Here is a 24,135-nt window from a genome sequence, read left to right as displayed (position 1 = left end):
GCTGGATGTGTATACTTGTTTGCACCCGTTTCTACTCCATCAAGTTTCGTTTTATCCTCTTTACTCATAAGCCCATTTGCTGTTTGTGTTGCAACACTTGTTCCTGCTTTACCATTCCAGTTTGCCTTCTCCGTATCAGTAACAAATCGATGATTTGAATCTTCTGTGATCATTGTTGCTGGATGGCTAGATGGGTGGACATATTTGTTTGCTCCTGTTTCAATTCCATCTAATTTCTTCTTATCATCTGCAGTGACATGTTTATCTTTGTCATTAATATGATCATCCAATTCTGTTTTTTTAGCCGCTTCATCTAATTTATCAAAGTTATCATTTAACATAGTTTTAATGTTGAAAGTATCATTTCCATCTGTAGACGGATCCTTCTTTAATAAAGCATATCTTTTTGTTGTTGTTGCCAAAAGTTATGCACCTCCCGCAAATTTAGATAGAGTAATTTGCTCAATTTCTTTTAAAGTCTTTACATTATGAATCTCGTTAATTAATAAATAAGTGAATTCGAAAATTAACTCCATGTGCGAAGGAAATATATCGTACAAAGCTTTTTTTACATCATCTAGATTGCTGGGAACTCCATAATTAGATATAAATTTAACTCTTCCTTCTAGCTCACGTGGAATCCCTGTCACTTCAACTTCTCCGCCATAATAAGCCTCTGCAGTACTTCTAATTAATTGTTTATTAACTATTCCTATTCCACGCTTCTTTGCTATTAGATTAGAGCGTCTTTCTTCAATAGGCTTCTTAAAATCAGTTAAGATGCCATAATCTTTTTCCCAAAATGCAAGTCCCCATGTTGCTGTCTCTATAAAAAATTGGTTAAGTACATCGTCAATTGCCGCTTCTAATAAATCAAATTGTTTTCCTGCCACTCTCGCAATCTCTAGATATTCTGGTGATTCTCTTATTAAAGCAGGATATAATTCTACTATTTCATCTTTAGACGACATTAAATGTCACCAACCCTGGTACTGCAATTTCGTCAGCTGCAAGGACAATATTGCTTGTTTTTCCGTTAATCTTTACATTTTGATAATCTATAGAACCTGGTTGATCAAGAATCATAGAGGAAAGTTGTGAGTAACGAACTAAATTTGAATTAAAAGCCATTTTAATAAACTCTTCAGTAACATCGGAAAGATAATTTCCCTCCACCAGTTCTTTATCTGTTCCAGCTTGTAAAGATACATCCGCTGTAATATTAATAGGAACTTCAATAGCTGCATTAACAGTAACCTCAGCATCAAATGGACGATTAGTTTCGATATAGTCAAATACTTCTTTTACTTTATTTGATGTAGGAGCACGACCATCTGATCTAACAACAACTACCCTAACCGTTCCTTTCCCTTGCCAACGCGGAAACACCCTTGCTCTTTCTATTCCACTTACTTCTTTTGCCCACTGTTTATAGTGATTGTCATTTCCGCTAGTTGCTGGTTCACTTACTTTCTCTTGAAATCTTTTAAAAAGAGACTTATCAGCCTCTTGTTCTTCACCTTTTATTAATATTTCTCCCAACTCTGCTACTTCAAGATTATCTATATTATCTAAAGGCAGGAGTACTGATCCGCTTGAAGGTTTATTACCAATTTCTCCCGCTTCTTCACATGTTAATTTAATGTCGTCTCCTACTTCGCTTACATAATAATAAATGTCGTCCACAAAAAATCTTGTTCCAAGTTCTAGAGGGATATTGAATATTCCTTTCCTCACAGTGTAGACAGGTTCTTTCTTTTTGACGCCAGATTCACTTACTCGATTTTCTAAATACTCATCTTCACTTGTTGATGCAAATCCAAGTTCTAGAACTCTATCTAATGCAACATAACAATCTGCAAGTTTTTTAGAAAGGGGAGACAATGACATAAAAATTGGTGACTCCTCCCTCTTATCAAACTCATCCGAAACGTCATCAAGCATTTCTTCCAATAATGTTTCAGATGTGCGATCTTCAAACATTGATCAATACACCTCCTCTATTTCAATCGTTCCTACAGTCGTTTCAACTATAAAATTCACATAAAATGAATCATCTTCATGTTCAATTTCAAACTCTGAAACTTCTTCCACAAAATCTAAATAAATAAGAGCCTCCGTAATTAACCTTGGAAGCTCCATCTTTTTATATTCTATGGTCGTTTCATTATCCGAAAGCATTTCTTCTATTTCATTTCCAACATCGCTTGAAAAAATTGGGTATGCATAACGCTGTATTTTCAAAGCAAACATGATTATCTGCTTAGCCGCTTCTAATCTATCTATGATTTCACTGGTTAATCGATTCCTTTCAAAATCGTATCTAAAAGTCTTTAAAATAGGAATTATTTCTACTGAATCAAGTTCTTCAACATCTACTTCAGGAGAAAGAGCCATTTTTCATTATCCCCCTTGTACGTACCGATCTATAATAAAAAATGATTGCCCGCCTTGTATAGCTGCAACCATTACCTGATCTCCTATTTTTAATTCATCTACAAATTCATATGACTGTATCTCCTCGTCCTCATCCAATCTAATTTCTCTTGTATGATTAGTTAAGTGCTCAGAAACAATAATTAGTTCACTGGGAATAACTAGTTTCTGATTATCTTTAAACCGCAATTCAATATTAGGTGGAGAAGAAACAACTTCTGCTGCTTCAATTACTAAAGGGCTCATTGACTGTATGGCTTCAAAGGCGATTTTTTTCATTATTTCAATCATGAAACAGCCTCCACCGTATTTTTTTCAATTAACTTTACTGTCATGGAATGTTGCTTTCCTTGGAACATATGTGTATCTTCATCTACAAAAAAAGTCTTGCTAATCCCTAAATCTTTTTCGATGACATAGACAGGAACTCCGCTAATAATATCAGCAATGCCCAATGCTTCTAATTCGAGCTCTCGTTTTACTCCTTTTTTCTTAGACAAGCGTTTTTTTGCACGATCATTTAATTGCGCTTGATTTATATTTCCGCTAACATGTTCAAAATATTGGAGTACTCCATACTTCTTTTTACCATCTTGATCAGTTACAATTGCAGAAATAGGCCGCTTTTCTTTTACTTTCTTCGTTCTTGACTTTTTCTTTCCTTTGATTACTTTTATAACTTCTACTTCTTTTTCGCCTACTAGTTTAACCCTTGTAGCAGTATCGTCAATTGAAGTGGAATAGGTATAGTCGATAATATTTACTCCGGTTTCTAATACCCATTGATTTGTAGAGTTTGGCCATTCCCTTAAATGTAATTTCCCCTTAGATGACCACAACTGAAATTTACTATTCGTTTGCTTATGGGTCTCTATCAAAGCTTTTAACACCATATCATAAAGACTGGTTTCATTTTTAAAAACAAGTGACTTTAACACCTGTTTTGTATTAGCGATTGCACTATAAGGAATTTGAAAATCTTTACAAATTCGTTTTAAAATTTCATCCGCTCTTTTTTTAGTGAACACATACACATCTCTATTAAGAATAAGATACTGAAGCATATCATAAGCAACAACGGACAACATACCGCTTTTAGTTCTAGATCGATTAAAAACCGTTCCTCTAAAGACTTCTTTACCTTGCCATTTGAAAAGGACTGTATCTCCTTCACTAACTTTTGTATATTGATGTCCGTTTTTCTTTGTATAAAGAATATTTGCTTCAATTTTTCTAGCAGCTTGATACCGCCTTCCAGACCACGTAATCGATTCAGTCGGAATTTCAACCATTTCATTCGGTTTAACTAGGAATAATTCAATCATGGTACTTTCAACACCTGATTAGGATAAATCCAATGTCCGGGTTGTTTAATGTTTCTTTTATCCCGCTTGATTAACATTTCTTTATTTGCATTCCAAAGCTTTTTCCATTCCGCACTATTACCATATACATCCGATCTTCGGGCAACTGTCCATAATGTATCTCCTTTTAAAACTTTATAGGTTTTCACTTTAGCCTTATTATTAGGTCTTGTGGAAGTAGCTTTCTTTTTCTTTGTATTAATTTTTCTAACCTTAACAAATTTAAATTCTTTTAAACTAATTTCATAGTTAATATCACCTACCGCTCCACCGACTTCATCATTAGAAAAATCCTCTATTGAGACATCCCAATTTATAGGTGTTTTTGTAACGATCAAGCGTATAGGTTTACCTGAGGCTTTCCATTTCTCAATTTTTTTTACACAATCCCACGGCTTAGGTATTTTTGCATATTCGACTAAAGGACTCATAGTTGCTGGAAAAAATGATGAAAAACTAATTATCTTAGCAGCCGGATCTTGTATAATGGTTGCTTCACCAAGCTTAGCTATGCTTACACTTTCGTTCTGTGATGGAGAACTAATGTTTAACGACTCCGGAAGAACAGGAAGGCGGAGCTTTTCTTTGCCATTATTATAGGAAAGCCAAAACTCATAAATGCTTTTACTCATAAATCGGCATCTCCCCTCCTGTAAAATATTGTTCTTCCACGAATTTTCTTATTGCTCTAACCGCTATATTTCCAACTTTCTCAGCATCCATATCATTTGAATAGTGATTCTCACCCGTAATTTGAACAACAATATCACGTATTCCGCTTGATTGATTACTTGATGGTTTACTAGATTGCGTCACTGCTGCAACTTGTTCAGATGGTAAAGTGGCACCAAGTTCTTGTCCCGCTTGAGCCCACATTGAGAGATTCCTATTTTTGTCTCCTGATGTAGGAATAATCCACTCAGGTCCTGCTTCAGCGACTATGCCCATGTGCGCTCTGGAGAACCTTCCTCCATCAGCATGCAACTGTGCAGTTACTCCGTTGTTTCCTACAGTAATATTCTTTGGTGTTTTTGGTTTAGAAGGTGTTAGTCCGGTAATTGTTGAACCACGATCGGATATTTGATTGAAGGTTCCTTTCACTTTATCCCAGGTTCCGGAAATCCAATTGATCGCAGAATTAAACTTACTTGACACCCAGTCAAGAGTGCTCTCTGCTCCAGAAGCTAAAGGTCCCCATACGTTTGAATCAAACCATCCTGATACGGAAGACCATACAGATGAAGCAGTACTCCAAGATTCACTGAACTTATCACCTATCCATATACCTACTCTCTGAGCTTCATTTGATATTGGTGTCCAGATTGTAGATTCAAACCATCCAGATACTACTGACCAGTCCTCTTGGATTCCATTCCATGATTGTTCAAGTTCGTTAGATATCCAAGTCCCTGCAGTTGTAGCAGCAGCAGATAGTGGTGTCCATACGGTTTCATCAAACCATCCTGAAGCAGTTGACCATGTTTCAGAAATCCATGACCATGTTCCATCCGCTACCCCTGTAATAAATCCCCAAGTAATTCCAGCCGCTTCGGAAATTGGAGTCCATACGGTATCACTAAACCAAGTACTAACTGATGTCCATGTATCTGTAATACTAGTCCAAGTATTACTCGCTTCTGTAGAAATCCAAGTCCATGCTATCCCACCTGCAAGCTTGACTGGTTCCCAAACATTATCACTAAACCACGCCGATACGGGGGCCCAGGCCATAGATAGCCCTTCTTTAGCTATATCCCAAGAACCTACGATAAAGTTAATTCCGTTAATACCAGCATCACTTATTGGGGTCCATACATTATCATCAAACCAACTGCTTACTGAGCCCCAAGTTCCAGAAATCCACTCTATAGCTGAATCAGCTCCGTTACTAATAGGAGTCCATACAGAATCATTGAACCAAGATTCGACATTTCCCCAAGTTTGAGTAACAGAATCCCACCCAGAGCTAAATGCATCACTAATCTTAGTTCCTATCGAAGCGAAGTCTATGTTTTGAATCCAGTCTCCGACTTTCTCTCCGCCCATTGAACCGAGTATTCCCCCAGCTAGTCCTCCCATCGCAGTACCTACACCGGGAATTACGGATCCAATGGCAGCACCTGCAGTAGCTCCAGCCATTCCGCCTCCGAGTCCCCCGGTAGCTCCTCCCATCTGGTCCTTAGAAGTACCAAGGAGAGATAGTCCTCCGAGAGCTGTTCCTAGTAGGGGAACGCCTTTTAAGAACTTACCAACCTTTCCTATCTTACCGAATCCTCCTAATAACTTAGACATCTTGGAAGGTGGTGGGATAGGAGGTTCTTTCTTATAGGCTTGTCTCATGAGATCAGAATATGATGGTGCATTCTTAGGTTTTTTTGAGGTAACTGTAGGAGCAACTGTAGGTGTCACTGTAGGAACTTTAGGATTCTTTTTACCGAATAATCCGATAAGTCCTTTAGTTCCCTTAAATCCTCCCTTGAGAAGCTTACCTGGTCCTCTTAATAAACTCATTACTTTCCCTAAAGCAGCCAATGCTGCTAAATCCATGAGACCAGCAGTCCATCCAGAACCTTCACCTTTCACAAAATCAACGTTGACCTGTTTTAGTTTAGATCCAATTCTAGATGCTAGATCTCCCGGATCTAGTGATTTAAGAAACCCTTCCACAAAACTTTTACCAACAGTGACTCCCGCTTCCGCATAAGGATTATTACCATTTTTGGCTTCTAGACCTAAAATGGTAGCAATTGCCCCGCTTAAAACACCACCATACATCCTCCCTGCTCTATCACCAATTGAGGCTAACTCCTTTTCTCCATGTTGGTTATACCAATCTTCGAAAGCCCCTTTAGCATTACTAATCACAAGTTGTAGCCTAGCTTTAAAAGTCATGTTTCGATAACGATCGAGTTTCTCCAGTTCCTCTCTCATACCAGGATCCTGCATCATTCTCATTCTAAGATTAGAATCTATCTCGCGAGGGAAAAGTATTTTCATCTGATTCCCAACAAACTTCCCAACCCTTTTTATTGGTTTTAGAAAGTTCTTTGCCGCTTTCTCTCCGTATTTTTCTATAGAATCAGCCATAACCTTAATGGTGTCAGCATTAGCTTTCCTCCACTGCCTAAATCCATCTAATACTGGAATTAAGGCTTTGCTCATTCCTGTTCCCCACTTCATAAACACGTTGTTCATAAAGAAACTTTTAGTCCCAAGTAATAGATTCTGAAGATTATTTGACATTTTCTCCATCATGCCATCGTATCGACTAAACTCTTTTTCTACTAGTTTCCACTTCTTCGCAAATTCCATAGGAGTCTTAGATAACTTTTCTAATCTTGCGCGAGCTGCACCATCCATAGCTCCCATTTCTTGTAGCCTACTTAGTTCTTCACCGATCTTACGTCCTGATTTCATGGAATCATACATCCGGCCGAACCATAATGATGTATTTTCCAAGTCGTTCTGAGTTCCTACAGCAACGTTACCAACCATCTCTAAACCTTTTCCTGAAGATAACGCTCCTTTAGTAAATGTTTCTAATAATCTACTGGACTTATAAATTTCATCCCGGGTAAATGGAGTCTTTCCGGCAAAGTCCGTTAACTCATCAATTCTCTTCTTAGCTTTATCAGCACTACCTAAGAGAACTTCAAATGCCGTAGTAATACTCTGTCGGTCCATTACCATTTTTAACGGGAATATGATTCCGCCACCTACACCTCCAGCTATTCCAAGTAGTCCAAATGCAGAGGTAGCCGCTCGAGCCATAGCTCTTATAGGCCTTGTTGCCAAGTCGATAGCTCTAACAGTCACATGATAAGACTTACTAAAAGTTCTTTGTGCTGCTGATCCGATATTGCGAATAACTCGTGTAGCTTTGTCTACTGCAGTAAATACTAGAGGTTTCGATGTTTTCCTTCGTAAATTTTCTGCATTTCCTGTTATAGTTCGCAATTTTCGAGACATTTTATCCTGCAAATCAAATATTGCTGATAATTTCGCCATCTGTTCACCTCACTACTTCTCAGTGGCACTCTTAACCAGCTGATCTATCTTTAACTGTATTGATCCGAAGTACATAGCCTTCTTGTGTTTAGGGAGGTTCCACAAATTATCTATATCGTCTGGAGTATATTTAAGCTCATGTATACAATAGTGAAGATATATGGCATCTCTGTCTCCAGACTCAATTAGTTTTTTGCTTCTTCAGCCAAATCTTCAAAACTGTCATCAAATCCGTTGATTCTCAATGCTTCTTCGATCCATGTACTGTATTCACCACCAACAGACAATACTCTTTTTGCTACCTCAATTGCATCTTCAGTTTTATAAGATGTTCGAAGTTCTTCTGACTTGAAATCTGGGTATACAGTAGTTTCAACGGCAATACGAGCATAGAAGCGTGCAGTATCTACTTTTTCTCCAACTTTTCTCCCTTTAAAGAATTCAGGCTTTTTACATGCTCTCTCTAACTCATCTAATTGTTCGGTCGGAATAGCTTTCATAATAAAAGGAATCACTTTTCCTTCTTTATCTTTAAATCTCTTAGAAACGGGCACTTTTTCTTCCTTGATTTCTTCTGCATTCCCAGCCATAAAAAAACTCATATCACGTACTAATTCTTGTTCAGACATTATTTTCTCTCCTCTTAATTTTTATTTAATAAAAAAGGATAGCTGATTAAAAGCCATCCTTTAGTGCTTGTGGTAGATCTGCATCTTCAAAGGTAAATGGAACTTCTTCTTCTAACGCGTCTGAATCAACGTCTAATCCGGCAATTTTAGCACTATCGAAATTCACATCATACAATGTTACTCTTTCAGTTCCTCGGCCAGAGCCTTTGTCGTCTAGAACTTCTTGAAAGGTAAAGTACTCATCCTTACCTGTTTTAATGTAGTTGAGCATGATTTGTACAAATTTAGAAGTAACTTTATAGAAAGTAGCAGTACCACTTCCTTTTGCACCGGTAGATTTATGTCCAGTCATTCGACGTCCCATAATGTTTACTTCTGATTTATTCTTTTCGATATTAGCTTCGAAACTTTTAATATGGGCCATTTCTTCACCATTAAGAAATAAACGACCTTCTTTTCCACTAATTGTATTACCCGCTCTAAATGCTCCCATCTATCGCACCTCCACGCCGACATAATATTTTTCTCCTGCATCAACTGGCTGGGCATAAAGTTTAATATTAAAACCATCGTCATCATCTGTAACTTCAATTAATATATCATTCTCAGCATCAAAGTTTTTAATTGCTCCGCCGCTTTGAAGTTCTTTTAAATAGATAGCAGACAATGTATTAATGATTTGGATACCATCGTCATTAACTGGAATATCTATTCCTCTTTCTTTACGATCTTTAATTTCCTCTTTTAATTCGCGAGTTAGATCATTATTAATGGCATCTAAAATACGAATAATTTTATTCTTAGAGAATTTTTTAAACTTTTCAGAGGTAAATGATACAAAGGAATTAATATCCTTCTCTACACTAACCGTTTTATCTCTTGGGTCAAAAGTGAATAAAAATTCTCCCTTGTTTAACCTGTCTATAATTTCGTCATTGTCTAACCGCTCTGAAACATCGATAGCACCTTCATACTGCACAAAGGTAAGTGATTGATTCATACTAGCCCCTGCACTAGCACCAGCAACCCAAGCAACCGCTTCAGCTGGTTCAAGAACATGTCCATCCTCTAAGACAACACCATTTGTTACATTAATAACCCCTTCATGATCAGCTGCATAATTTGGCAATACCCCAACTACTTTTATCCCTTGCTGATCACGAATTCTTTTTATAAATGAAACAAATGCTGTTTTTAATTGTTCTTCTCCATCTACAGGAAGCCCAATTACATCGAAATACTCTTTTTCTGCAGCAGCTAGAAAATCTGTATAATCTAGATTTGTAACTTTTCCATCATCACCACCAGATAATTTAAGGCCCGCATGATTAGTAAGTTCTCCCTTACCTTCGAAAATTACAAAGGCATTTTTATTTAAATCTTCTGCTTTTGAAACAGTTTGCTTGTCCACAACTTGATTAAATAAATAAGTAGTAACATCCTTTTTGGTTTCATCAAGGACATTAGAAGAAATTCTTATTAATAAATCGTTTCCTTTAGTTCCTCCACAAATTGCTGTTGCAGTAATATCATCACCTAGGCTTGCTTTTGCAGGAGTTCCATCATTTACTTTATAAAGTTTAACGGTTTTACTCTTCTTTTTGACTTCACGTAAAAGTAGAAGAGACGGGTCTTTAATATCCAATCCTAACTTCTTTTTCACATCATCTTCATCATTAATTTCAATGAATTTTTTGGATTCTCCCCAACTCAGTTCTAAAGGAATGGCAACAGTGCCCCTTTCTCCAACTGATATTCTTTTTTGAGCAGCTGAAGTAAAGCGAAAATAAATACCCGCACGTTCTTTTTCCTGACCTGGTGTAAATGTTCCTCCGTTCATTTTTTATCCTCCTTTTTTACTTCTTTTTTCAAGAAAGCCTCAATTCGTTTTTGCGCTTCCTCTTTTGTTACTTGTTCATCTTTGCAATTAAAAAAAGCACCGTCGAACACTTCTGGTTTAACATCGAAAAGTGTACGACAATGCTCTCTTAGTTCATTTAAATAAAACTTCTGCTCTTTCCCAACTGTATTATTCTTATTTTCATTCTTTGCCACTCTCTTTCACCCCGCTTGCTATTTTAAAATTCTCTAATCCTTTATATTCTTCACGTTCATAGAAATAACGACTATCCCAAGTTACTTGAATAATTGCTACACCTCTATCTGCTATGCGTGTTTCAATACGTGATAAACGAAGGTAACTCCCTATATTAGAACCATCGTCATTTAGTATAGGAATGATACTTCTTTTTTCCCTGACTACATCTGCAATTTTCTCAGCCTCGTCATCAGCCTGCTGGGAATCCTTATGAAACAATTTCACTGATAGACTATAAGTCTTTTTAAATGTTGATGTAGTATCGTTCCCGTCAAATGAAAAAGGGGCAGGAAAATACATACTAGGGACTGCAAAATTCTCTGGTACTTCTTTGGTATAAATTTTGCATGGAAACACATTATAAAAGAAATTCATGATAGATCCGACTTCTTGATTCACTGCGCCACCACCTAAAATGTATCAAGCCACTGTTGGACCTTCTTCTCTAAACTTTTCGTGAACATTTTTTCAAAAATAGCAAGAGCACTGTCCCAATATCCAGTACCGTCAACCCAAGTAAATTTTAATAGCATGCCAGTTTTAGCACTTGGATCATATTCAAACCTTTCACCCTTCCATCGACCGGGTACCCAGCGCCTATCTTGGTTCTTTCTTGGGTCAATAGTGAAGTGTCCATCGTTAGCATACGTCGCATAATTCAAGTTTGTTCCCACATGCAGAACAAGACCTCCACTATTAAGTTCAAATACATTTTCTGAATCACCGCGTTTAAATGAATTTAACAAAAGGCGGGTATCAACTGTTTTTGTTCTAATAATTTCATCTTGAATAATATCTAAAAATTCCATCCCCATACCTTCAAGCCACAAAGCCATCTGTTCTTTTAAACCGCCATTAGCAGCATCATCCAACTTCTTAATAAACCCATCAAGACCATCGATCATAAGTTTCCACTCCTTATTGCTGTGACCTCGATATGGTGGTTCTTGATTTTTTTAGGAATCTGTAGTTTGAACTCTACGCCATTCCATATCACTTTGTCGTTTGTTCTAACATCAATAGACGAAAGAAAATGGACGAGAAAAGATTGAATAACAGAATTCTCCGGCTCACCTTGAAAAATCGATTGATTTTTTTCAGAAAAATAACATGAGGCATCAGTTAAATCAGCCTGGTCCTCATAATAATATTCTTCTTGCAAATCATTCGTAGGGATTCCGAAACTTCCGCCATCGTATGAATTTTTCTTTTTTAAATGGTAAATATCACATCGATGAGTCAATAGATTTGAATAACTCATATCGATCTCATCCTTAATCGGAAACCCTTATTTTCTGGATTTGCAATAAAATCTTTTAATAATGTGTATACATCGGGTTTTCGGAGCGAATTTCCATCAGCGAGTGTATACGAATAGTCACTTATTTTCTCGGACTTGTATCCTTTAATAATCGATTCGTCGCTGTTGATTAGAGCGAAATATTGAGCCATTTTAAGCATCGCAAGTTTTGCTTTATCAGGTAGAGGTTTATATTCTTCATCGGAAAAATCATGGCCAACAATACTTTCAACTTCAACTTCCGCTTCCAATATATCTTTCTCTAATTTCTTGCTGTCTCGTTCCTTTACCGTTTCAAAATCGGTATAGTCTTTTAAATCAGAAGGAGCGATTAGCATAGGCCATCACTCCTTTTCACTCTTATTTTTCTTTTCTTTACGGACATCGAATTGAGGATTATCTTTCAGATATTCATACAACTCTTTACTTATTTGTTGTTCTTTTTCGCTGGTAAAAAAACAACCCATTACATGGTAGGTTTCACCTTCAATTAATTTGGCAAAATACATCACTAAACACCTACTCTTTCACGTTAATGATTTTTGCCACAGCATCCTCTTCTTCGTATACGCTATCAAGTTTTGCTGTCAAAACGATTATAAATTTACGTGCACGGATGTCTTTGTCTACTTCGATTCTAATGTTTCGAGAGAATCCAATAACAATATTCTGAGGGTGTGTAAGGATAATGTCAGATACATCAGTATCGTTTTCTCCAATTTTAGTTGTGTATGGTTGCATATTTGCAATACCTTTAACAGGTACACCAAAAGCAGATGCGCGGCTACCTTGGACGGCTGAATCCCCTAAATTCGTTTGACGATCGGCTACTTTGTCCATCCATTCTACTTCGATACCTGGTGAAGTATAATAACGGAATTGTTGAGGAACACGTAAATATTTTGAAGGTACCGCCTTATATCCCTGTTTAAAAATTTGCCTTGTTAAAGGTTCTCCAGCTACATCAACAATATGTGATTTACTTTGTTTACGAATCCCATCAATTTGAGCTAAATATGAATCAGAAGAACCTACATCTCCGTTGACCACTAATTCCTCAATATCTACTGAAGCACGTTCCACAAGAAGCTTCATAATGGTGTCTTGTAATCCACCTTTTTCGATGTTGTTTTCAAGTGTGTCGTAAGTAATGTTTATTTCTGCGATAACTTCTTTTGCATTTAATTGAATAGTGCCTGTAGTCGGAACTGTTTTTTGATCATCATTTAGCGCTTTCCCTTCTACCCCAGCTCGTAAAATTCGTTGACCGAATCCGATTTTTTCAAACTTTTGAGAGTCGTGATCCATCGGCAAAACACGAGCATCTTTTAATATAGTCGGTTGATCTTGAACCATTTGAATAAATGTATTTGCTTGAGTGGGATTCATCAATCCACCACTTTTTAAAGATGCTAAAGTCATTTCAGCTTTTTCAATAATTTGTTGATTTCTCAATTCTATTTCCCCCTTTTCTTAAAGTAATCCATCCCATACAGACTTTTTCACTTCTGTATGTTTGCCTTCATCGTTATCTGCTTGTTTAGAGATACCACGAGCCTTTTCAACTGCATCCAATCGATCATTGATTGGTGCTAATTTTTGATCTAGTACTTCACCAAATTGTTTTAATACTTCATCTTCCCCGGCTGGTGTTTCTTTATTGCCCTCTTCTTTTTCGATAGAATCAAGGCGTTTAGTAATTGCAGAAATCTTTTCATCCAACATTTTTTCTATATCTTCTTTTTTCACTTCTTCTTCCTCCTCTTCAACATCGCCTCTTAACTCATTTAGAGCATCAAAGGCAGCATTTATTTTTTCCATGCGAGTAGCTGAAAGTTTCTTTCCCGCTTTTTTAATTTTTTTCGGCTGATTCTCTAATGCTTTTGCTATGTCACCAGATTTTTTTATTTCTTGGATGATTTCTAAAAATTCAATAGTAGCCTTTTCAATTCGTTCAAAATCAGCAACATCAGGAGTCCGATTATCCCAAACTGATTCATAATACGCTGATTCTATCCCATCCCAAACTGCCCATAAATTTCGACGCTTTTGGTTGCGTTCGTAGTTATCTCGAACTTCCCCTTTTTGAAAGAAGGATTTCACCAAATTAAAAAAGCCCTTTACTTCCTCGTCATCATTTGACTTAGAAACAGGGTTTTTCTTCTCTTCTTTTTCAATTGTTTCTGCAGTTCCAGCCATTGAATAACCGGTAATGTCACCTTTCTTGATTTCTTCCCATATATCATTAGAAGCCTTTGTAACAAGAACCCAAGAGCCTTTTGTGATTGTTTCCTCACCAATAGTAAAATCAGAAGGGGCAATATAAGATTCCACTACTTCACCGACACCAGCATTAAAATCATGCTGCTTATCAATATTACGTGCATCCTTCATGAAGCCATGAGCCGCTTTTTCGATGGATTTCGCTGTCATAAAGTCACCGTGTGAATCTTCAATGTCAGGCTCATAAACAACACCATATACCAGTTGTTGCTCTTTATCCTCTTTACTAACAAACAACTTAACCTCCTTCTTGAAATCAGGTTGTTTATCTGATTTCGTGAAGAAGAACTGTTTTTTGTTAGCTCCTTTGTCTACATACGAAACGTGAGTGATGTTAGCATTAATTAATTCTCTTGGCATTTTATACACCTCCCTTCAGTAAACAATCGCTTGTTAGTTTTAGTGATCTCAGCACAAAAACCACCCTTTCATAAAAAAAGACATAAAAAATAGCCCTAGCTTTTTTCTTAGTTAGCATTGGGCTTACTAGGCATTGTTACCTAAAAGTTCTTTTCTATCTTTAATCATATTAGCACGATACTCTTCCTCACTTGGATATTCCTTTGTAGCATGAGGACCACCATCTGCCCTAAAGAAAAAGCCTGTGACCGTACCGTCTGGATTCTCTTTCATTCCATTTAATCCTATTGGTTCAGACAAGCGTTCTTGAGCCGAATTTTTATTCATTCACTAACACCTCCACTGTCATCTTTAATATGTTTTCAACTTGCTCAACACTCTTAACGATATATTGAGTGTTCTTATCTAATAGAAACTCTCTTTCATTTGAAAACTCACTAATAGTTCTAACATAAGCACCCTTGGCTTTTACAGGAATATGTAGAGTCATTTCTAAATCACCAGAAAATGCCCCTTGAAAAGCAATTTCTTGATCAATTGATGTACTAATAAATCCTAAGTCAGTGAACTTCATTCCTTCCAAAAGCTCTAAAGGAATATTGGAAAATATATTCTCTGCATACCCTCTATATGTTACGATATTTTCATCCAATGAGAACTTTTTGAGTCCATTACTGATTGTTTCAGAAAGGTGCTGTAGTTCCGACTCGCTGTAATGCCGGACTTGATTCATTCTAAGGTAACTATTTATATATTGATAATCATTTGATGTGTAAGTTTTAATAGCATTCAATTCCCCTACAGTGAGCTTGTCGATCCATGGTGGTGATACTTTCTCTTCCCAAGCATCGAAGTCCGTAATAGGAGTAAATTCATTATTACTAATTGTATCATTATTTTCTGAATTGGTCGAATTACTTTCTCCTTCCATTTCAGTAATTGCTTTCTGCCTTAATTGCTCTTTCTCTTCTTGCGACAGACTTAATATATTTTCGTCTACAACTGGGCCCAAAGCACAATGACAATTCGCTCTTTCACCTGCAGGTAAATTTGGATCACGAGGATAATCTGCTTCGTGGCCATTCACATTAAACTTTTCATCCACCCCAATCACAGTGCCATCTAAATCAACGTGAGCTTGCCTTGGTTTGATTTTATGGGCTCCACTGTGTTTCCATTTCTTCCCCGTTACAGCAGGACTTTGCATATAAGATTCCCACTGCGCTCTACTTGAGGCAGTAAGTACTTCTGTAATAGCCGTTGTTCTTGCTCTTTTTCTATCAAACTGTGGCAAATCTTTTAATTTCATCTCAATTTGCTGAATCGATTCACCATTTTTAATTCCTTCTTTAAGCAAATGTTCTATAGCATTATGAGTATTAAGATTTATGATATCTGCTAGATCAGTAGACCACTCTTCAATCCAATTGATAGATTTATTGGAAAGAGTGTTAAATGCCACATCCTTATCGATGGAAGCCATAATTTCTTTACATAGTTCTTCGACAGTCATTTGCAAAAACTCTGATGTTGCTTTTCCGAACTCCTCTGCAAACTGATCAGCTGAGAAAAGATCATTTGTGAAATAGTTTAAAATTGTTTCTAGTGTAGTTTTGTCATCTTTAGATATAAAGCCCTTAAACTCATCTAAAAACCGCTTGCGTTGGCTTCTGAGCAGTTTAGCAATCGTTTTTTCATAACCCTCTACATAACCAGGTATATCTTCTAAACCTGGGAAGTCAGGTACAACATCCGTAAGCTTTTCATCACCTTCTTCTTCGGCTTTTCGGATAAATGTGTCTAGTCTTTCGAGTAGTTGATCTACTTTGCTCATGTTCTCAACTCCTCAAGAACATCCCTTATGTCCTTCATTAGTAAAACTAAGTCTCCTTTTTGCACCTTGGATTTTTCTAATAACGAAGGAGTAGCAACTGATTTTTGTAATATCATTTGAATTGGTAAGTTAAATTCTTCTGGCCATTCCTCAAGTGTTTTTCCTAATACTCTTCCCAGTAGATCACGTAAATCATTTGGTGACACAGACCCAGCATTTATGAACGGGCCTAACACTCTCGCAATCTCCACCGGATCCCGAAAGTCTGGACCTTTTAACGCAAGCTTGACATGGTTTAGTTCAAGATCATATAGGAACAACGTATTAAATTTACCCGTAATATTTTTCCTCTCCGGCTGAAAAACTTGTTCTTCTGTAATTTTTCTAGCCGTATCAGATGTGGCTCGGTTATAATCTTGAGCTTCCCCAGTGTAAATTGGCGGTAAACGAAAAGCTGAACGTAGCTTATTCCGGCTTTTATCATCATATTCTAAAAACAGTGCGTCTTGTTGCAATATCTCTGCTAAAGACTTAATTTGTACTTTAACAGGAGTAACAGTTTCCCCAGTATCCTTTTCTTGAGCAACGCCCTCTGCCTCTAAAAGAAGGAATTTATGAGCATTTTCAACGCCCTCAAGATCGTTCATGTATTCCTGCAATGTCGCGTAGGAAGCTTCGGATAACATACCATTTTCAACAGTGATAGCAGCAGGAGTATGACGTCCTTGCTTGAAATACATAAAATTCAACTCTTCAGCTTTTCTTGCTCCGTAAAGGTTAACGATATTTCCTATCCATCGAGGAATGCCATATGTTCCTGAACCAATTTTGAAATGGATAACCTCATTCGCTCGTAAATTTTCTGGAGTACTCTCATCAAATTTACCTGTTGCCAAATTCATGATTCGTGGATCTCCATATTCTTTGAAGAAAACCTTCTTGCCATTAATCATCTGAACGTATCTTCTAAATTTCTTCCATCGTTTTATCTTTTTAGAAATACCATTTTCCGTAATAGGGAACTCAATCTCTTCTGGAATCGTATAGGTGCATACTCGCATGTTTTGACAGTCCAGATATTCAATTCCTGCTGGCTTTCCAAGGCCATCTCTCAATATTTCTAAAAAACCATTTCCCGTTTTTTCTCGATCTTCAACTGAAAACCCTATAATATTTTCAATCGGTTCATCAAAATTTAGATATTTAACAAATTCTTCAAGTCGAATCCAATCACTTTCCATTACCTTTTTCTGTTCACTCGTAACATCAGATGCATTAATGTCATAGGTGTACTCCAGTTGGAATCCGAATCCAACAATATTCGTTTTATACGCTTCTATACATTGATGCAGGATAGTTGAATACTCAGCAATAGTCTTTAATTCTTTTAAGTTATATGGAGGCTCTATAATTTCGTCACCATATGCATTTTTGAATTCATCTTCATATATTTGTTTAGTGGTAGAACTAGGTGTATTAGCTTTTACAACACGAACTCGCATAGTTTGTTGTGTCATGGTTACCTCCTTTCCCGGTTAGGCCGCTTCGATTTTCCTTTCTCTTTCAAATTGGCAACCTCATAATCATCTAATGCATACCAAATTGCTGAAAGTGTATGTGGATCTATTTTAAATTCATCTTCTATGATGTTCCCGTTTTTATCAGTAGTGTAGGTTAGGTCTTTCAATTCATAAATCGTGTTCACACATCGATCAGAACAAATAATCTTTTTGAACCGTTTAACCTTCTTTGTATACTGGAGTCGAGATCCTTGAAATTTCTTTGCACCGACCATATTAAAACCTAATTGGCGATAATATTTAATAGTCTTAGGCTCTGCACTATCAGCCTTTATGAGTTCTTTCGATTCTTTGAACTCATTGATTTCTTCGGCGGTTTGATCATCCGTCATTTGATTCTTGTAGTACTCCCAGTAGATATAAAGATATTTTTTTTCATGATCTACAGCCAATCGAACCAAAGCATTATAGGATTCAACAAAACCAAAGTCCATGCCAATCCTCTTTATTGGCTTTCTGATATTTTCTATAGCAGCCATTACCTCTTCATGGGGCATTTCTACAAACTGCGGTAACACTCGAACCCCATTCACACCAAAATGACCTTTCCGAGCAATGCGGTAAAGGTCTGGATCATAATCCTTCATTTCTTCAAGTTGTGCTATATAGCTTTCAGGAAGGAATAAGTTATCATCTGCTGTTGAGTGATGGTAATAAGTATCATTTTCTACAACTGTTCTTTTTTCATATAGTTCCTGGTCATCTAGAACCATGCGTTTATTTCTATCATCCTTGAAGAAATGCTTAAATGTCCAGTTATCTTCCCCTACTGGATTCGTGGATAAAATCATATGCAATTTTAAAGATGGATGACGTAATCGGCCAAGCAATTCTTTGAAACCTGCATACTTAATCTCCGAACACTCTTCAAGCCAAATAATTGAGATGTTATTAATAGATTTAAGCTTAGCTGGCTTATCCATCCCTTTAAAAATGATCTTGGACCCATTTGGAAAACGAATCTGCATAGGAGAAGTAACACACTTAACTTTATGTTCTAGTCCTAAATCGATCACTATTTCCTCGAGTAATGAAAAACAGGATTCCCTAATAGTCTCATAGACTTCACGGACGACAAGTGCTGTTCTCTTTTCTTCAAGCAATTTTAGAACAAGTTTCAAAGCAACGTGATAACTTTTTGATGAACCATACCCACCTACAAGGAACTGGAACTTTGTCGACCAATCGAATAAGAAATCTTCAAAATGAGGATTCACTTCTTTTTCAATCATGTGCCCTCACCTTTGTGCTTCCGCTTAATTATGATTTCAATTGGCTTATCATCGGATCCGGAAGATAGCTTTTCTACTTCTGCTTTCGTCTTTTCGATACCCAGCCTCATTTGCTCTAGCTTCAACCTACGCTCATCATCAACATGAGCCATTTCATCAAATTGTTTGATTAAGGACCTAAGTTCACTCATTGCCCTGGACTGGGCATTTAAAAAAGTAGCGTGACGATCCCAAGCGAATTGGAATTCGTATTCTTCCTCAGTAGTGACCTGTTCAATAGAATCATCCGTTGGAATAACTTCATATTTCCTCTTTTTGAGCTCTTTTATCATTTCATCCTTATTCTCAACAAACATGATCTTTTGAGCTCGAATGATGGCCGTATACTGAATCATAATTTGGTCCCATATCATATCAGCAGTAGACTTTTCTTGTATTTCTTCCATGATGTCTAAGGATTCTTGAGGGAGGAATTTAGAAAAGAAACCGTGTGTAACTGCATTCTGATTTCCTTTTGGTGCAGCTCCACCACGGTTCCCTTTTGCGTTAATATTACCTTTTGGTGCGCCTATCTTTTTTGTGTGCACACTTTTTTTAGAGGGTGCACCCCTATCTCGATTCCAACCATAGCGTTTTTTCCATGACTTTACGGTGTTGAGTGACACGCCGTATTTTTCAGCTATGTCTTTATACTTCATGCCTTTAACATAATCTTTTTCTGCTTCTATACGTTTTTCAGCCATGCTACATCACCTGCCACCTCCGATAGTTGTGTTTGTTTTGGGCATAAGAAAAAGCCGTCACAATTGACGACTTTATCATTTATTATTTTTTCATTAACTTTAATGTTTGTTGAACCAAATCAGTATCAATAATTTTTTCTTCAACTATTTTCACAATATCTGTCAAAGCTTCTTCTTGAGTATTATATATTTTTCCAGGAGAGAGTCCTTCACCAGTTGATTCAATTATTGCTTGTGATCCTATTTTTCCATCTTCAAAAAATAGCAACTCTATGTCTGCCATTGTTCTACCAGCATGAACATATCTGAATGATTTAACCTCATATAAAACTGATCCATAAATTGTAGAAAAAGTCATTGAAAATCTCTCCTTTTTGTTGTCTTTATAATTTGGCAAGATTATCATTGATGATTATATAATCTTCCTTATTTATCATTCGACAAAAGGAGACTATTTTCCTACTAGAAATAAAAATGCATCCAAGAAGGATGCTGATTATTCTATATCCGTATCAATCATGAAAACTTGTTCCAAAATTCTCTAACATCTTTAAAATGGATATTTTTTTCTAACAATATGCTTGTAACTAGTTTAGTTTCACTAATATCAAAATAATAGAATTCAATCTTCGATAGTTTTTTATTATTTAAGATAGCTTCAAAAATATGATTATCATTGTATGGTGATAACCCTATAATCGAAAGGTCTCCTTCTATCTCAGAAAAAATTTTAAGTGAATTATTTTCTTTAAACTCTAGTTTTTTATCTTTTGTCTTAAGTTTTATAGACTCATATAAATTTCTTAATATTGGATTATCAACATCCTTCCAAGTCTCTACTTCATTCCATAATTCGGGATTTTCTTCTAATCCTTTTGCAAATTTATCCATTGCAATATTAGCTTGAAGTCCCATATCTAAAACAAATTTTTTATTGTTTCCAGAATATGAAGTTAAAGCATTAGAATATAAATATTCATATCCATCAATAAAAACAGCTTCCTTTATTGGACTATCAGATAACATATTTCTAAAACTATTGGGATCATAAACCTCTGCTAGATGATGAAATGATCCATGAATATATTCAACATTTCTTCCTATAGCTTTTTCTATATTCCAATCATAATTTGTGGTGAAGATATTATCAAATTCATTAACAAAAGCTACAAATTCTTTAGGAAATTTTTCGTATAATGTTTGTATTTTCCCTTTATTATAAATTGAATCAATAAAAAAACAGCGTAAGCTTTCCGTCATATGATATCTCTCTGGATTAACAATATTTTCTTTTCCACATACTAAAAAATGCACTAAAAAATAATCTTCAAAACCAATTTCGTGAACTTTCGTTTTATTAGAAATAGTTTTATAACGATTTTTAAAATGCACTAATGAATTTCTCATTTCTGTTGTATTAGCATAATTATCATAATATCCTTTAATAATTAAAGGAATTTTTTCATGAAGTAATAGAATCCAATCCTTTACCTCTCTTGGATAAATTTCAGAAGGAAAACTTTTAGTATTTATATTATTTATTGCACGTTTAATTATTCTATCATTAAAATAATCTTTTCCTCCAAATTGAATAGTAATACCATTCCCATATAGGATAGTCTTCATTTAACTCCCCCCTTTATTTAATATATCAAATCTATTGAATTAAATGGGGAAATTTAGAAAAATATAAAAACCCCACCGAAAGGTGAAGTCTTTTCACAAATTTTTGATTTCTACCAGAGAGTAGCTTCTACTCCCCGACCTGCCTTTGAGTTTATCATGCGGATTTATGCTTTTGCAATTTCGTTTCATTTGTGCCATTTGTGCCATTTGTTTCATTCGCTAATTTATCAATAATGGAATCACGAATTCGCTTAATATGAGAAAAAGACAATCTCATATGTTCCCCGATCCAGCGATAACTTTTACCATCAAGCAGCCAATAGAGCACTTCACTTTCTCTCTCATCTTTAATTAAATACATACGGTCCTGAATCACTTGCACTTTTTCCTCATATTGCGCGATTTTTGAATAACGCTTTTCCCTTCGTACTGTTTCTTTATAAACCGGATCACTAGTTACTCCTTGTGGCTTTGGAAGTGTAGCTTCAATTCCATATTGAGCAGTTAAACCTTCACCGGCTTCCTTCATGGAATCCCTCAATATTTTAATGGAATTAATCATCCAATGATAATCTTTTAGGATATTTCCAATTTCTTTTCTGGTCATCGTCCATTCCTCCAAGCTCCGCCTTTTCCTCGTTTATATACAGGGCGATTCATTCCCATAAGGTCTTTTATTTCATCTTCTGATAAAACTTCTGATTTACGTTTCTGCGACTTCCTACTGCCTTTTTTGATTAATCCTTTATGCTTCTTCTCCCATTGTTTTAATTGATCCATTAATGATTGATTCATTCACTCATCCCCTTTTAGCAAATAAAAAAGGACACCAAACAACGCATAATGCGTCATTCAGTGTCCTCCAGTTGACCGGTAGAACTAATTTTATTTTTTTATTTTATCTAAAACAATTCCAACTAATTGGTGATATACAACAGGAATCATATAAAACGGATCACATATCGAGCTCAACAATGCCCATTTGATGTATATCTTTTTTTGGTACCAATTAAATTTTTCATAAACTTTTGCTTTCACATATATACTTTCAGCGCAGATAAGAATGTTTCCATTTGCAGGATTGATATACAATTTTTCATTCACTATATCATTAAATTCAATAATAACTTTATATTTTCTCGGCCTAGACTCACCGTAATGAGCTTGCATAAAACTACTAAAACTCGGTTCCCCATTTTTTGACTCATTTTCAATATGAAACCAAATAAAATTTTTCTTCTTATCTTTATATCTCATTCTATAATTTGCTCTTGCTCTATCATTTCCGAAAAGTTTAATAAAACCTGTATTTTTATAGCGATGGAACTCATCCTTATTAATAAAATTGGTATAATGAATAAGTCTCTTGCCAATTAGATTATTAACTTCAGAGATTTTAATAGCCCTTACATGATAATCACCTTTAATTTTTATATAAAAATACACAAGTAAGTTTATGAAAACAATTGTTCCAATAAAAAATATAAAACTAATAGTATGAAAAAATAAAAAATACACAAATGAAATTACTATAAATAGTAAAATTACTGTTAAGATTGTTGCCATACCACCAATCACTGCTCTAGACCAACCTATAAATCCATTCACTTTTCCTGACCTCTTACTACTCAGAACTCTTCCCCCTCATCCCACTTCACACGCTTAATCTTGCCTTGATGTGTGACAATTTTCGTCTCACCATGTTCCGGCAATGGAGTAAGCCTTGCCTTCCCATCACACACAACTATGGCAAAACTTCCCTCTAGTTCCATTATATCAACTTCTAGTCTCATCGTACTAGGATTAATTTCTATATCTTTTAGTCTCACCAGGACCCCTCCTATGTGATATACTTAATTTGGCTGACGGGAGGAATCCTGTCTTTTTTTAATAGTTTTTTAAGTTAAGTCCAGTATATTAAAAACAAATTGGAGATTGTCTTATAGCTAGGATTTGTCCTAGCTATTTTTATTAAGTTACAACTACCAAATTCCATCAATTTATGTAATAATGTTACAAATTGATAGTATTTTAGAAAGAGTTGATTACCGTGACTAATTACTTATTGGAAAAAGAATTGTCAAAACAAATCAACTATCTTAGACAAGTCATAATTAATACTGGTCTCGATAAAGGACTTAACCATCCAGATACAGTTCAAAAGAGCCAAGAATTGGACAAATTAATTGTTGAGTATCAGATTTTAGTAAATAATAATATACACTTTTAAACAACCTCTACCGATTTAATATTCTTTATTACCGGTACCTTTCATTGGTTATTACTGAGGCGACCATGCTTTTATTTTCTTCTCATAAGCTCGTCTTGTATTAAATTAAGAATACTTTCTTGCTTCTTAATGTACTGTGGATCCGGATTACCTCCAACCATATGAGAACCAATCCTATTGATAACATCTTTATAAAGTAGGAACATTCCATCTTCGGAAAGAGTTTTGATCTGTTGTTCTATTAAATACATTTTCATTCTCCTTATCTATTGATAAGTTCATAACTACTTACCTCACTTCTCAGCTATTTTCACGAACCATTTTTGGTGATACGATCAACAAAAAGGAGTGATCGATGTGATTAAACAACGCTTGTATAAAGAAGAAGTTGCAACCATTAACGAAAAACTTG

At 35.8% G+C, this 24,135-nt stretch carries 31 protein-coding genes and 2 pseudogenes; 1 reads left to right on the top strand and 32 read right to left on the bottom strand.

Features of this window, described 5'->3' with window-relative positions:
• The 31 genes and pseudogenes from ACQKP0_RS24790 to ACQKP0_RS24640 form a co-directional block, all read right to left on the bottom strand.
• Positions 1-422, bottom strand: a 422-nt coding sequence (locus ACQKP0_RS24790) for a hypothetical protein (RefSeq protein WP_427408482.1), incomplete at its 3' end; no start/stop codon positions are given.
• Positions 423-425: 3 nt separating this feature from the next.
• Positions 426-971, bottom strand: coding sequence for a putative phage tail protein (locus tag ACQKP0_RS24785; protein ID WP_427408481.1), 546 nt, complete (start codon positions 969-971; stop codon positions 426-428).
• The gene (locus tag ACQKP0_RS24780; RefSeq protein ID WP_427408480.1) at positions 961-1,983 is read right to left on the bottom strand and encodes a baseplate J/gp47 family protein; all 1,023 of its coding nucleotides are present in this window, start codon (positions 1,981-1,983) and stop codon (positions 961-963) included. Before ACQKP0_RS24780 ends, ACQKP0_RS24785 begins: the two co-directional genes overlap by 11 nt.
• A 3-nt stretch (positions 1,984-1,986) precedes the next feature.
• Positions 1,987-2,397, bottom strand: coding sequence for a DUF2634 domain-containing protein (locus ACQKP0_RS24775; protein WP_427408479.1), 411 nt, complete (start codon positions 2,395-2,397; stop codon positions 1,987-1,989).
• A 6-nt stretch (positions 2,398-2,403) separates the two neighbouring features.
• Positions 2,404-2,727: a DUF2577 domain-containing protein gene (locus ACQKP0_RS24770; protein WP_427408478.1), complete on the bottom strand. Its 324-nt coding sequence runs from the start codon at positions 2,725-2,727 to the stop codon at positions 2,404-2,406.
• Entirely contained in the window at positions 2,724-3,761 is a 1,038-nt protein-coding gene (locus tag ACQKP0_RS24765) for an XkdQ/YqbQ family protein (RefSeq protein ID WP_427408477.1), read from the bottom strand. The genes ACQKP0_RS24770 and ACQKP0_RS24765 overlap by 4 nt, the downstream gene beginning before the upstream one ends.
• The gene (locus ACQKP0_RS24760; protein ID WP_427408476.1) at positions 3,758-4,432 is read right to left on the bottom strand and encodes a LysM peptidoglycan-binding domain-containing protein; all 675 of its coding nucleotides are present in this window, start codon (positions 4,430-4,432) and stop codon (positions 3,758-3,760) included. The genes ACQKP0_RS24765 and ACQKP0_RS24760 overlap by 4 nt, the downstream gene beginning before the upstream one ends.
• Positions 4,425-7,808, bottom strand: a complete 3,384-nt coding sequence (locus ACQKP0_RS24755) for a hypothetical protein (protein ID WP_427408475.1) — start codon at positions 7,806-7,808, stop codon at positions 4,425-4,427. The genes ACQKP0_RS24760 and ACQKP0_RS24755 overlap by 8 nt, the downstream gene beginning before the upstream one ends.
• A gap of 185 nt (positions 7,809-7,993) precedes the next feature.
• Positions 7,994-8,437: a phage tail assembly chaperone gene (locus ACQKP0_RS24750; RefSeq protein ID WP_427408474.1), complete on the bottom strand. Its 444-nt coding sequence runs from the start codon at positions 8,435-8,437 to the stop codon at positions 7,994-7,996.
• A gap of 46 nt (positions 8,438-8,483) precedes the next feature.
• Positions 8,484-8,930 carry a phage tail tube protein gene (locus ACQKP0_RS24745; protein WP_427408473.1) on the bottom strand — a complete coding sequence of 149 codons (447 nt, stop codon included), beginning with the start codon at positions 8,928-8,930 and terminating at the stop codon, positions 8,484-8,486.
• Complete coding sequence (locus ACQKP0_RS24740) at positions 8,931-10,277, bottom strand: phage tail sheath family protein (protein WP_427408472.1); 1,347 nt, start codon at positions 10,275-10,277, stop codon at positions 8,931-8,933.
• A complete protein-coding gene (locus ACQKP0_RS24735; protein ID WP_427408471.1) occupies positions 10,274-10,492 on the bottom strand; it encodes a hypothetical protein in 219 nt (72 codons plus the stop codon). Before ACQKP0_RS24735 ends, ACQKP0_RS24740 begins: the two co-directional genes overlap by 4 nt.
• On the bottom strand, positions 10,479-10,934 hold the full coding sequence (locus tag ACQKP0_RS24730; RefSeq protein ID WP_427408470.1) for a phage tail terminator family protein: 456 nt from the start codon (positions 10,932-10,934) through the stop codon (positions 10,479-10,481). Before ACQKP0_RS24730 ends, ACQKP0_RS24735 begins: the two co-directional genes overlap by 14 nt.
• Positions 10,935-10,945: 11 nt before the next feature.
• Positions 10,946-11,440 carry an HK97 gp10 family phage protein gene (locus ACQKP0_RS24725; RefSeq protein WP_427408469.1) on the bottom strand — a complete coding sequence of 165 codons (495 nt, stop codon included), beginning with the start codon at positions 11,438-11,440 and terminating at the stop codon, positions 10,946-10,948.
• A complete protein-coding gene (locus tag ACQKP0_RS24720) occupies positions 11,437-11,796 on the bottom strand; it encodes a DUF3599 family protein (protein WP_427408468.1) in 360 nt (119 codons plus the stop codon). Before ACQKP0_RS24720 ends, ACQKP0_RS24725 begins: the two co-directional genes overlap by 4 nt.
• Positions 11,793-12,173, bottom strand: a complete 381-nt coding sequence (gene yqbG, locus ACQKP0_RS24715) for a protein YqbG (RefSeq protein WP_427408467.1) — start codon at positions 12,171-12,173, stop codon at positions 11,793-11,795. Before yqbG ends, ACQKP0_RS24720 begins: the two co-directional genes overlap by 4 nt.
• Before the next feature lie 6 nt (positions 12,174-12,179).
• Positions 12,180-12,344 (bottom strand): YqbF domain-containing protein, encoded by a 165-nt coding sequence (locus ACQKP0_RS24710; protein WP_427408466.1) that lies wholly within the window; start codon positions 12,342-12,344, stop codon positions 12,180-12,182.
• Between the two features lie 10 nt (positions 12,345-12,354).
• Positions 12,355-13,290 carry a phage major capsid protein gene (locus ACQKP0_RS24705; RefSeq protein WP_427408465.1) on the bottom strand — a complete coding sequence of 312 codons (936 nt, stop codon included), beginning with the start codon at positions 13,288-13,290 and terminating at the stop codon, positions 12,355-12,357.
• 18 nt (positions 13,291-13,308) lie between these two features.
• Entirely contained in the window at positions 13,309-14,478 is a 1,170-nt protein-coding gene (locus ACQKP0_RS24700) for an XkdF-like putative serine protease domain-containing protein (protein ID WP_427408464.1), read from the bottom strand.
• 126 nt (positions 14,479-14,604) lie between these two features.
• Entirely contained in the window at positions 14,605-14,805 is a 201-nt protein-coding gene (locus ACQKP0_RS24695; RefSeq protein ID WP_427408463.1) for a hypothetical protein, read from the bottom strand.
• Positions 14,798-15,313 (bottom strand): annotated as a pseudogene (locus ACQKP0_RS24690) (ADP-ribosyltransferase); the annotation flags it as partial. The gene ACQKP0_RS24695 and the pseudogene ACQKP0_RS24690, both read right to left, overlap by 8 nt.
• Positions 15,314-15,403: 90 nt before the next feature.
• Positions 15,404-16,312, bottom strand: a pseudogene (locus ACQKP0_RS24685) (phage minor head protein); the annotation flags it as partial.
• Positions 16,309-17,829 carry a phage portal protein gene (locus ACQKP0_RS24680; protein WP_427408462.1) on the bottom strand — a complete coding sequence of 507 codons (1,521 nt, stop codon included), beginning with the start codon at positions 17,827-17,829 and terminating at the stop codon, positions 16,309-16,311. The gene ACQKP0_RS24680 and the pseudogene ACQKP0_RS24685, both read right to left, overlap by 4 nt.
• Before the next feature lie 2 nt (positions 17,830-17,831).
• On the bottom strand, positions 17,832-19,121 hold the full coding sequence (locus tag ACQKP0_RS24675; RefSeq protein ID WP_427408491.1) for a PBSX family phage terminase large subunit: 1,290 nt from the start codon (positions 19,119-19,121) through the stop codon (positions 17,832-17,834).
• Entirely contained in the window at positions 19,121-19,867 is a 747-nt protein-coding gene (gene terS / locus ACQKP0_RS24670) for a phage terminase small subunit (protein ID WP_427408461.1), read from the bottom strand. Before terS ends, ACQKP0_RS24675 begins: the two co-directional genes overlap by 1 nt.
• Positions 19,868-19,949: 82 nt before the next feature.
• Positions 19,950-20,225 (bottom strand): hypothetical protein, encoded by a 276-nt coding sequence (locus ACQKP0_RS24665; RefSeq protein WP_427408460.1) that lies wholly within the window; start codon positions 20,223-20,225, stop codon positions 19,950-19,952.
• 158 nt (positions 20,226-20,383) lie between these two features.
• Positions 20,384-21,493, bottom strand: coding sequence for a hypothetical protein (locus ACQKP0_RS24660; protein ID WP_427408459.1), 1,110 nt, complete (start codon positions 21,491-21,493; stop codon positions 20,384-20,386).
• Between the two features lie 154 nt (positions 21,494-21,647).
• The gene (locus ACQKP0_RS24655) at positions 21,648-22,100 is read right to left on the bottom strand and encodes a helix-turn-helix transcriptional regulator (RefSeq protein ID WP_427408458.1); all 453 of its coding nucleotides are present in this window, start codon (positions 22,098-22,100) and stop codon (positions 21,648-21,650) included.
• A complete protein-coding gene (locus ACQKP0_RS24650; protein WP_427408457.1) occupies positions 22,097-22,288 on the bottom strand; it encodes a hypothetical protein in 192 nt (63 codons plus the stop codon). The genes ACQKP0_RS24655 and ACQKP0_RS24650 overlap by 4 nt, the downstream gene beginning before the upstream one ends.
• A gap of 90 nt (positions 22,289-22,378) precedes the next feature.
• Positions 22,379-23,101, bottom strand: coding sequence for a hypothetical protein (locus ACQKP0_RS24645; RefSeq protein WP_427408456.1), 723 nt, complete (start codon positions 23,099-23,101; stop codon positions 22,379-22,381).
• A 20-nt stretch (positions 23,102-23,121) separates the two neighbouring features.
• Positions 23,122-23,322 (bottom strand): XtrA/YqaO family protein, encoded by a 201-nt coding sequence (locus ACQKP0_RS24640; protein ID WP_427408455.1) that lies wholly within the window; start codon positions 23,320-23,322, stop codon positions 23,122-23,124.
• 221 nt (positions 23,323-23,543) lie between these two features.
• On the opposite strand from ACQKP0_RS24640, the gene ACQKP0_RS24635 reads away from it, so the two are divergent.
• Positions 23,544-23,723, top strand: a complete 180-nt coding sequence (locus ACQKP0_RS24635; RefSeq protein ID WP_427408490.1) for a Spo0E family sporulation regulatory protein-aspartic acid phosphatase — start codon at positions 23,544-23,546, stop codon at positions 23,721-23,723.
• A 71-nt stretch (positions 23,724-23,794) separates the two neighbouring features.
• Here ACQKP0_RS24635 and ACQKP0_RS24630 read toward each other — a convergent pair whose 3' ends face one another.
• On the bottom strand, positions 23,795-23,974 hold the full coding sequence (locus ACQKP0_RS24630) for a hypothetical protein (protein ID WP_427408454.1): 180 nt from the start codon (positions 23,972-23,974) through the stop codon (positions 23,795-23,797).
• Positions 23,975-24,135 lie beyond the last annotated feature (161 nt).

This window comes from Heyndrickxia sp. NPDC080065 (assembly GCF_050281185.1).
Classification (GTDB): Bacteria; Bacillota; Bacilli; order Bacillales; family Bacillaceae_C; genus Heyndrickxia.
This window is presented reverse-complemented; position numbering and strand designations above follow the sequence as displayed.

Bases quoted from the DNA above. Each gene is read 5' to 3' on its own strand.
- ACQKP0_RS24785 (WP_427408481.1), bottom strand. From the start codon at position 971: ATGTCGTCTAAAGATGAAATAGTAGAATTATATCCTGCTTTAATAAGA.
- ACQKP0_RS24780 (WP_427408480.1), bottom strand. From the start codon at position 1,983: ATGTTTGAAGATCGCACATCTGAAACATTATTGGAAGAAATGCTTGAT.
- ACQKP0_RS24775 (WP_427408479.1), bottom strand. From the start codon at position 2,397: ATGGCTCTTTCTCCTGAAGTAGATGTTGAAGAACTTGATTCAGTAGAA.
- ACQKP0_RS24770 (WP_427408478.1), bottom strand. From the start codon at position 2,727: ATGATTGAAATAATGAAAAAAATCGCCTTTGAAGCCATACAGTCAATG.
- ACQKP0_RS24765 (WP_427408477.1), bottom strand. From the start codon at position 3,761: ATGATTGAATTATTCCTAGTTAAACCGAATGAAATGGTTGAAATTCCG.
- ACQKP0_RS24760 (WP_427408476.1), bottom strand. From the start codon at position 4,432: ATGAGTAAAAGCATTTATGAGTTTTGGCTTTCCTATAATAATGGCAAA.
- ACQKP0_RS24755 (WP_427408475.1), bottom strand. From the start codon at position 7,808: ATGGCGAAATTATCAGCAATATTTGATTTGCAGGATAAAATGTCTCGA.
- ACQKP0_RS24750 (WP_427408474.1), bottom strand. From the start codon at position 8,437: ATGTCTGAACAAGAATTAGTACGTGATATGAGTTTTTTTATGGCTGGG.
- ACQKP0_RS24745 (WP_427408473.1), bottom strand. From the start codon at position 8,930: ATGGGAGCATTTAGAGCGGGTAATACAATTAGTGGAAAAGAAGGTCGT.
- ACQKP0_RS24740 (WP_427408472.1), bottom strand. From the start codon at position 10,277: ATGAACGGAGGAACATTTACACCAGGTCAGGAAAAAGAACGTGCGGGT.
- ACQKP0_RS24725 (WP_427408469.1), bottom strand. From the start codon at position 11,440: ATGATCGATGGTCTTGATGGGTTTATTAAGAAGTTGGATGATGCTGCT.
- ACQKP0_RS24720 (WP_427408468.1), bottom strand. From the start codon at position 11,796: ATGAGTTATTCAAATCTATTGACTCATCGATGTGATATTTACCATTTA.
- yqbG (WP_427408467.1), bottom strand. From the start codon at position 12,173: ATGCTAATCGCTCCTTCTGATTTAAAAGACTATACCGATTTTGAAACG.
- ACQKP0_RS24710 (WP_427408466.1), bottom strand. From the start codon at position 12,344: ATGTATTTTGCCAAATTAATTGAAGGTGAAACCTACCATGTAATGGGT.
- ACQKP0_RS24700 (WP_427408464.1), bottom strand. From the start codon at position 14,478: ATGCCAAGAGAATTAATTAATGCTAACATCACTCACGTTTCGTATGTA.
- ACQKP0_RS24695 (WP_427408463.1), bottom strand. From the start codon at position 14,805: ATGAATAAAAATTCGGCTCAAGAACGCTTGTCTGAACCAATAGGATTA.
- ACQKP0_RS24680 (WP_427408462.1), bottom strand. From the start codon at position 17,829: ATGACACAACAAACTATGCGAGTTCGTGTTGTAAAAGCTAATACACCT.
- terS (WP_427408461.1), bottom strand. From the start codon at position 19,867: ATGGCTGAAAAACGTATAGAAGCAGAAAAAGATTATGTTAAAGGCATG.
- ACQKP0_RS24665 (WP_427408460.1), bottom strand. From the start codon at position 20,225: ATGACTTTTTCTACAATTTATGGATCAGTTTTATATGAGGTTAAATCA.
- ACQKP0_RS24660 (WP_427408459.1), bottom strand. From the start codon at position 21,493: ATGAAGACTATCCTATATGGGAATGGTATTACTATTCAATTTGGAGGA.
- ACQKP0_RS24655 (WP_427408458.1), bottom strand. From the start codon at position 22,100: ATGACCAGAAAAGAAATTGGAAATATCCTAAAAGATTATCATTGGATG.
- ACQKP0_RS24650 (WP_427408457.1), bottom strand. From the start codon at position 22,288: ATGAATCAATCATTAATGGATCAATTAAAACAATGGGAGAAGAAGCAT.
- ACQKP0_RS24630 (WP_427408454.1), bottom strand. From the start codon at position 23,974: ATGTATTTAATAGAACAACAGATCAAAACTCTTTCCGAAGATGGAATG.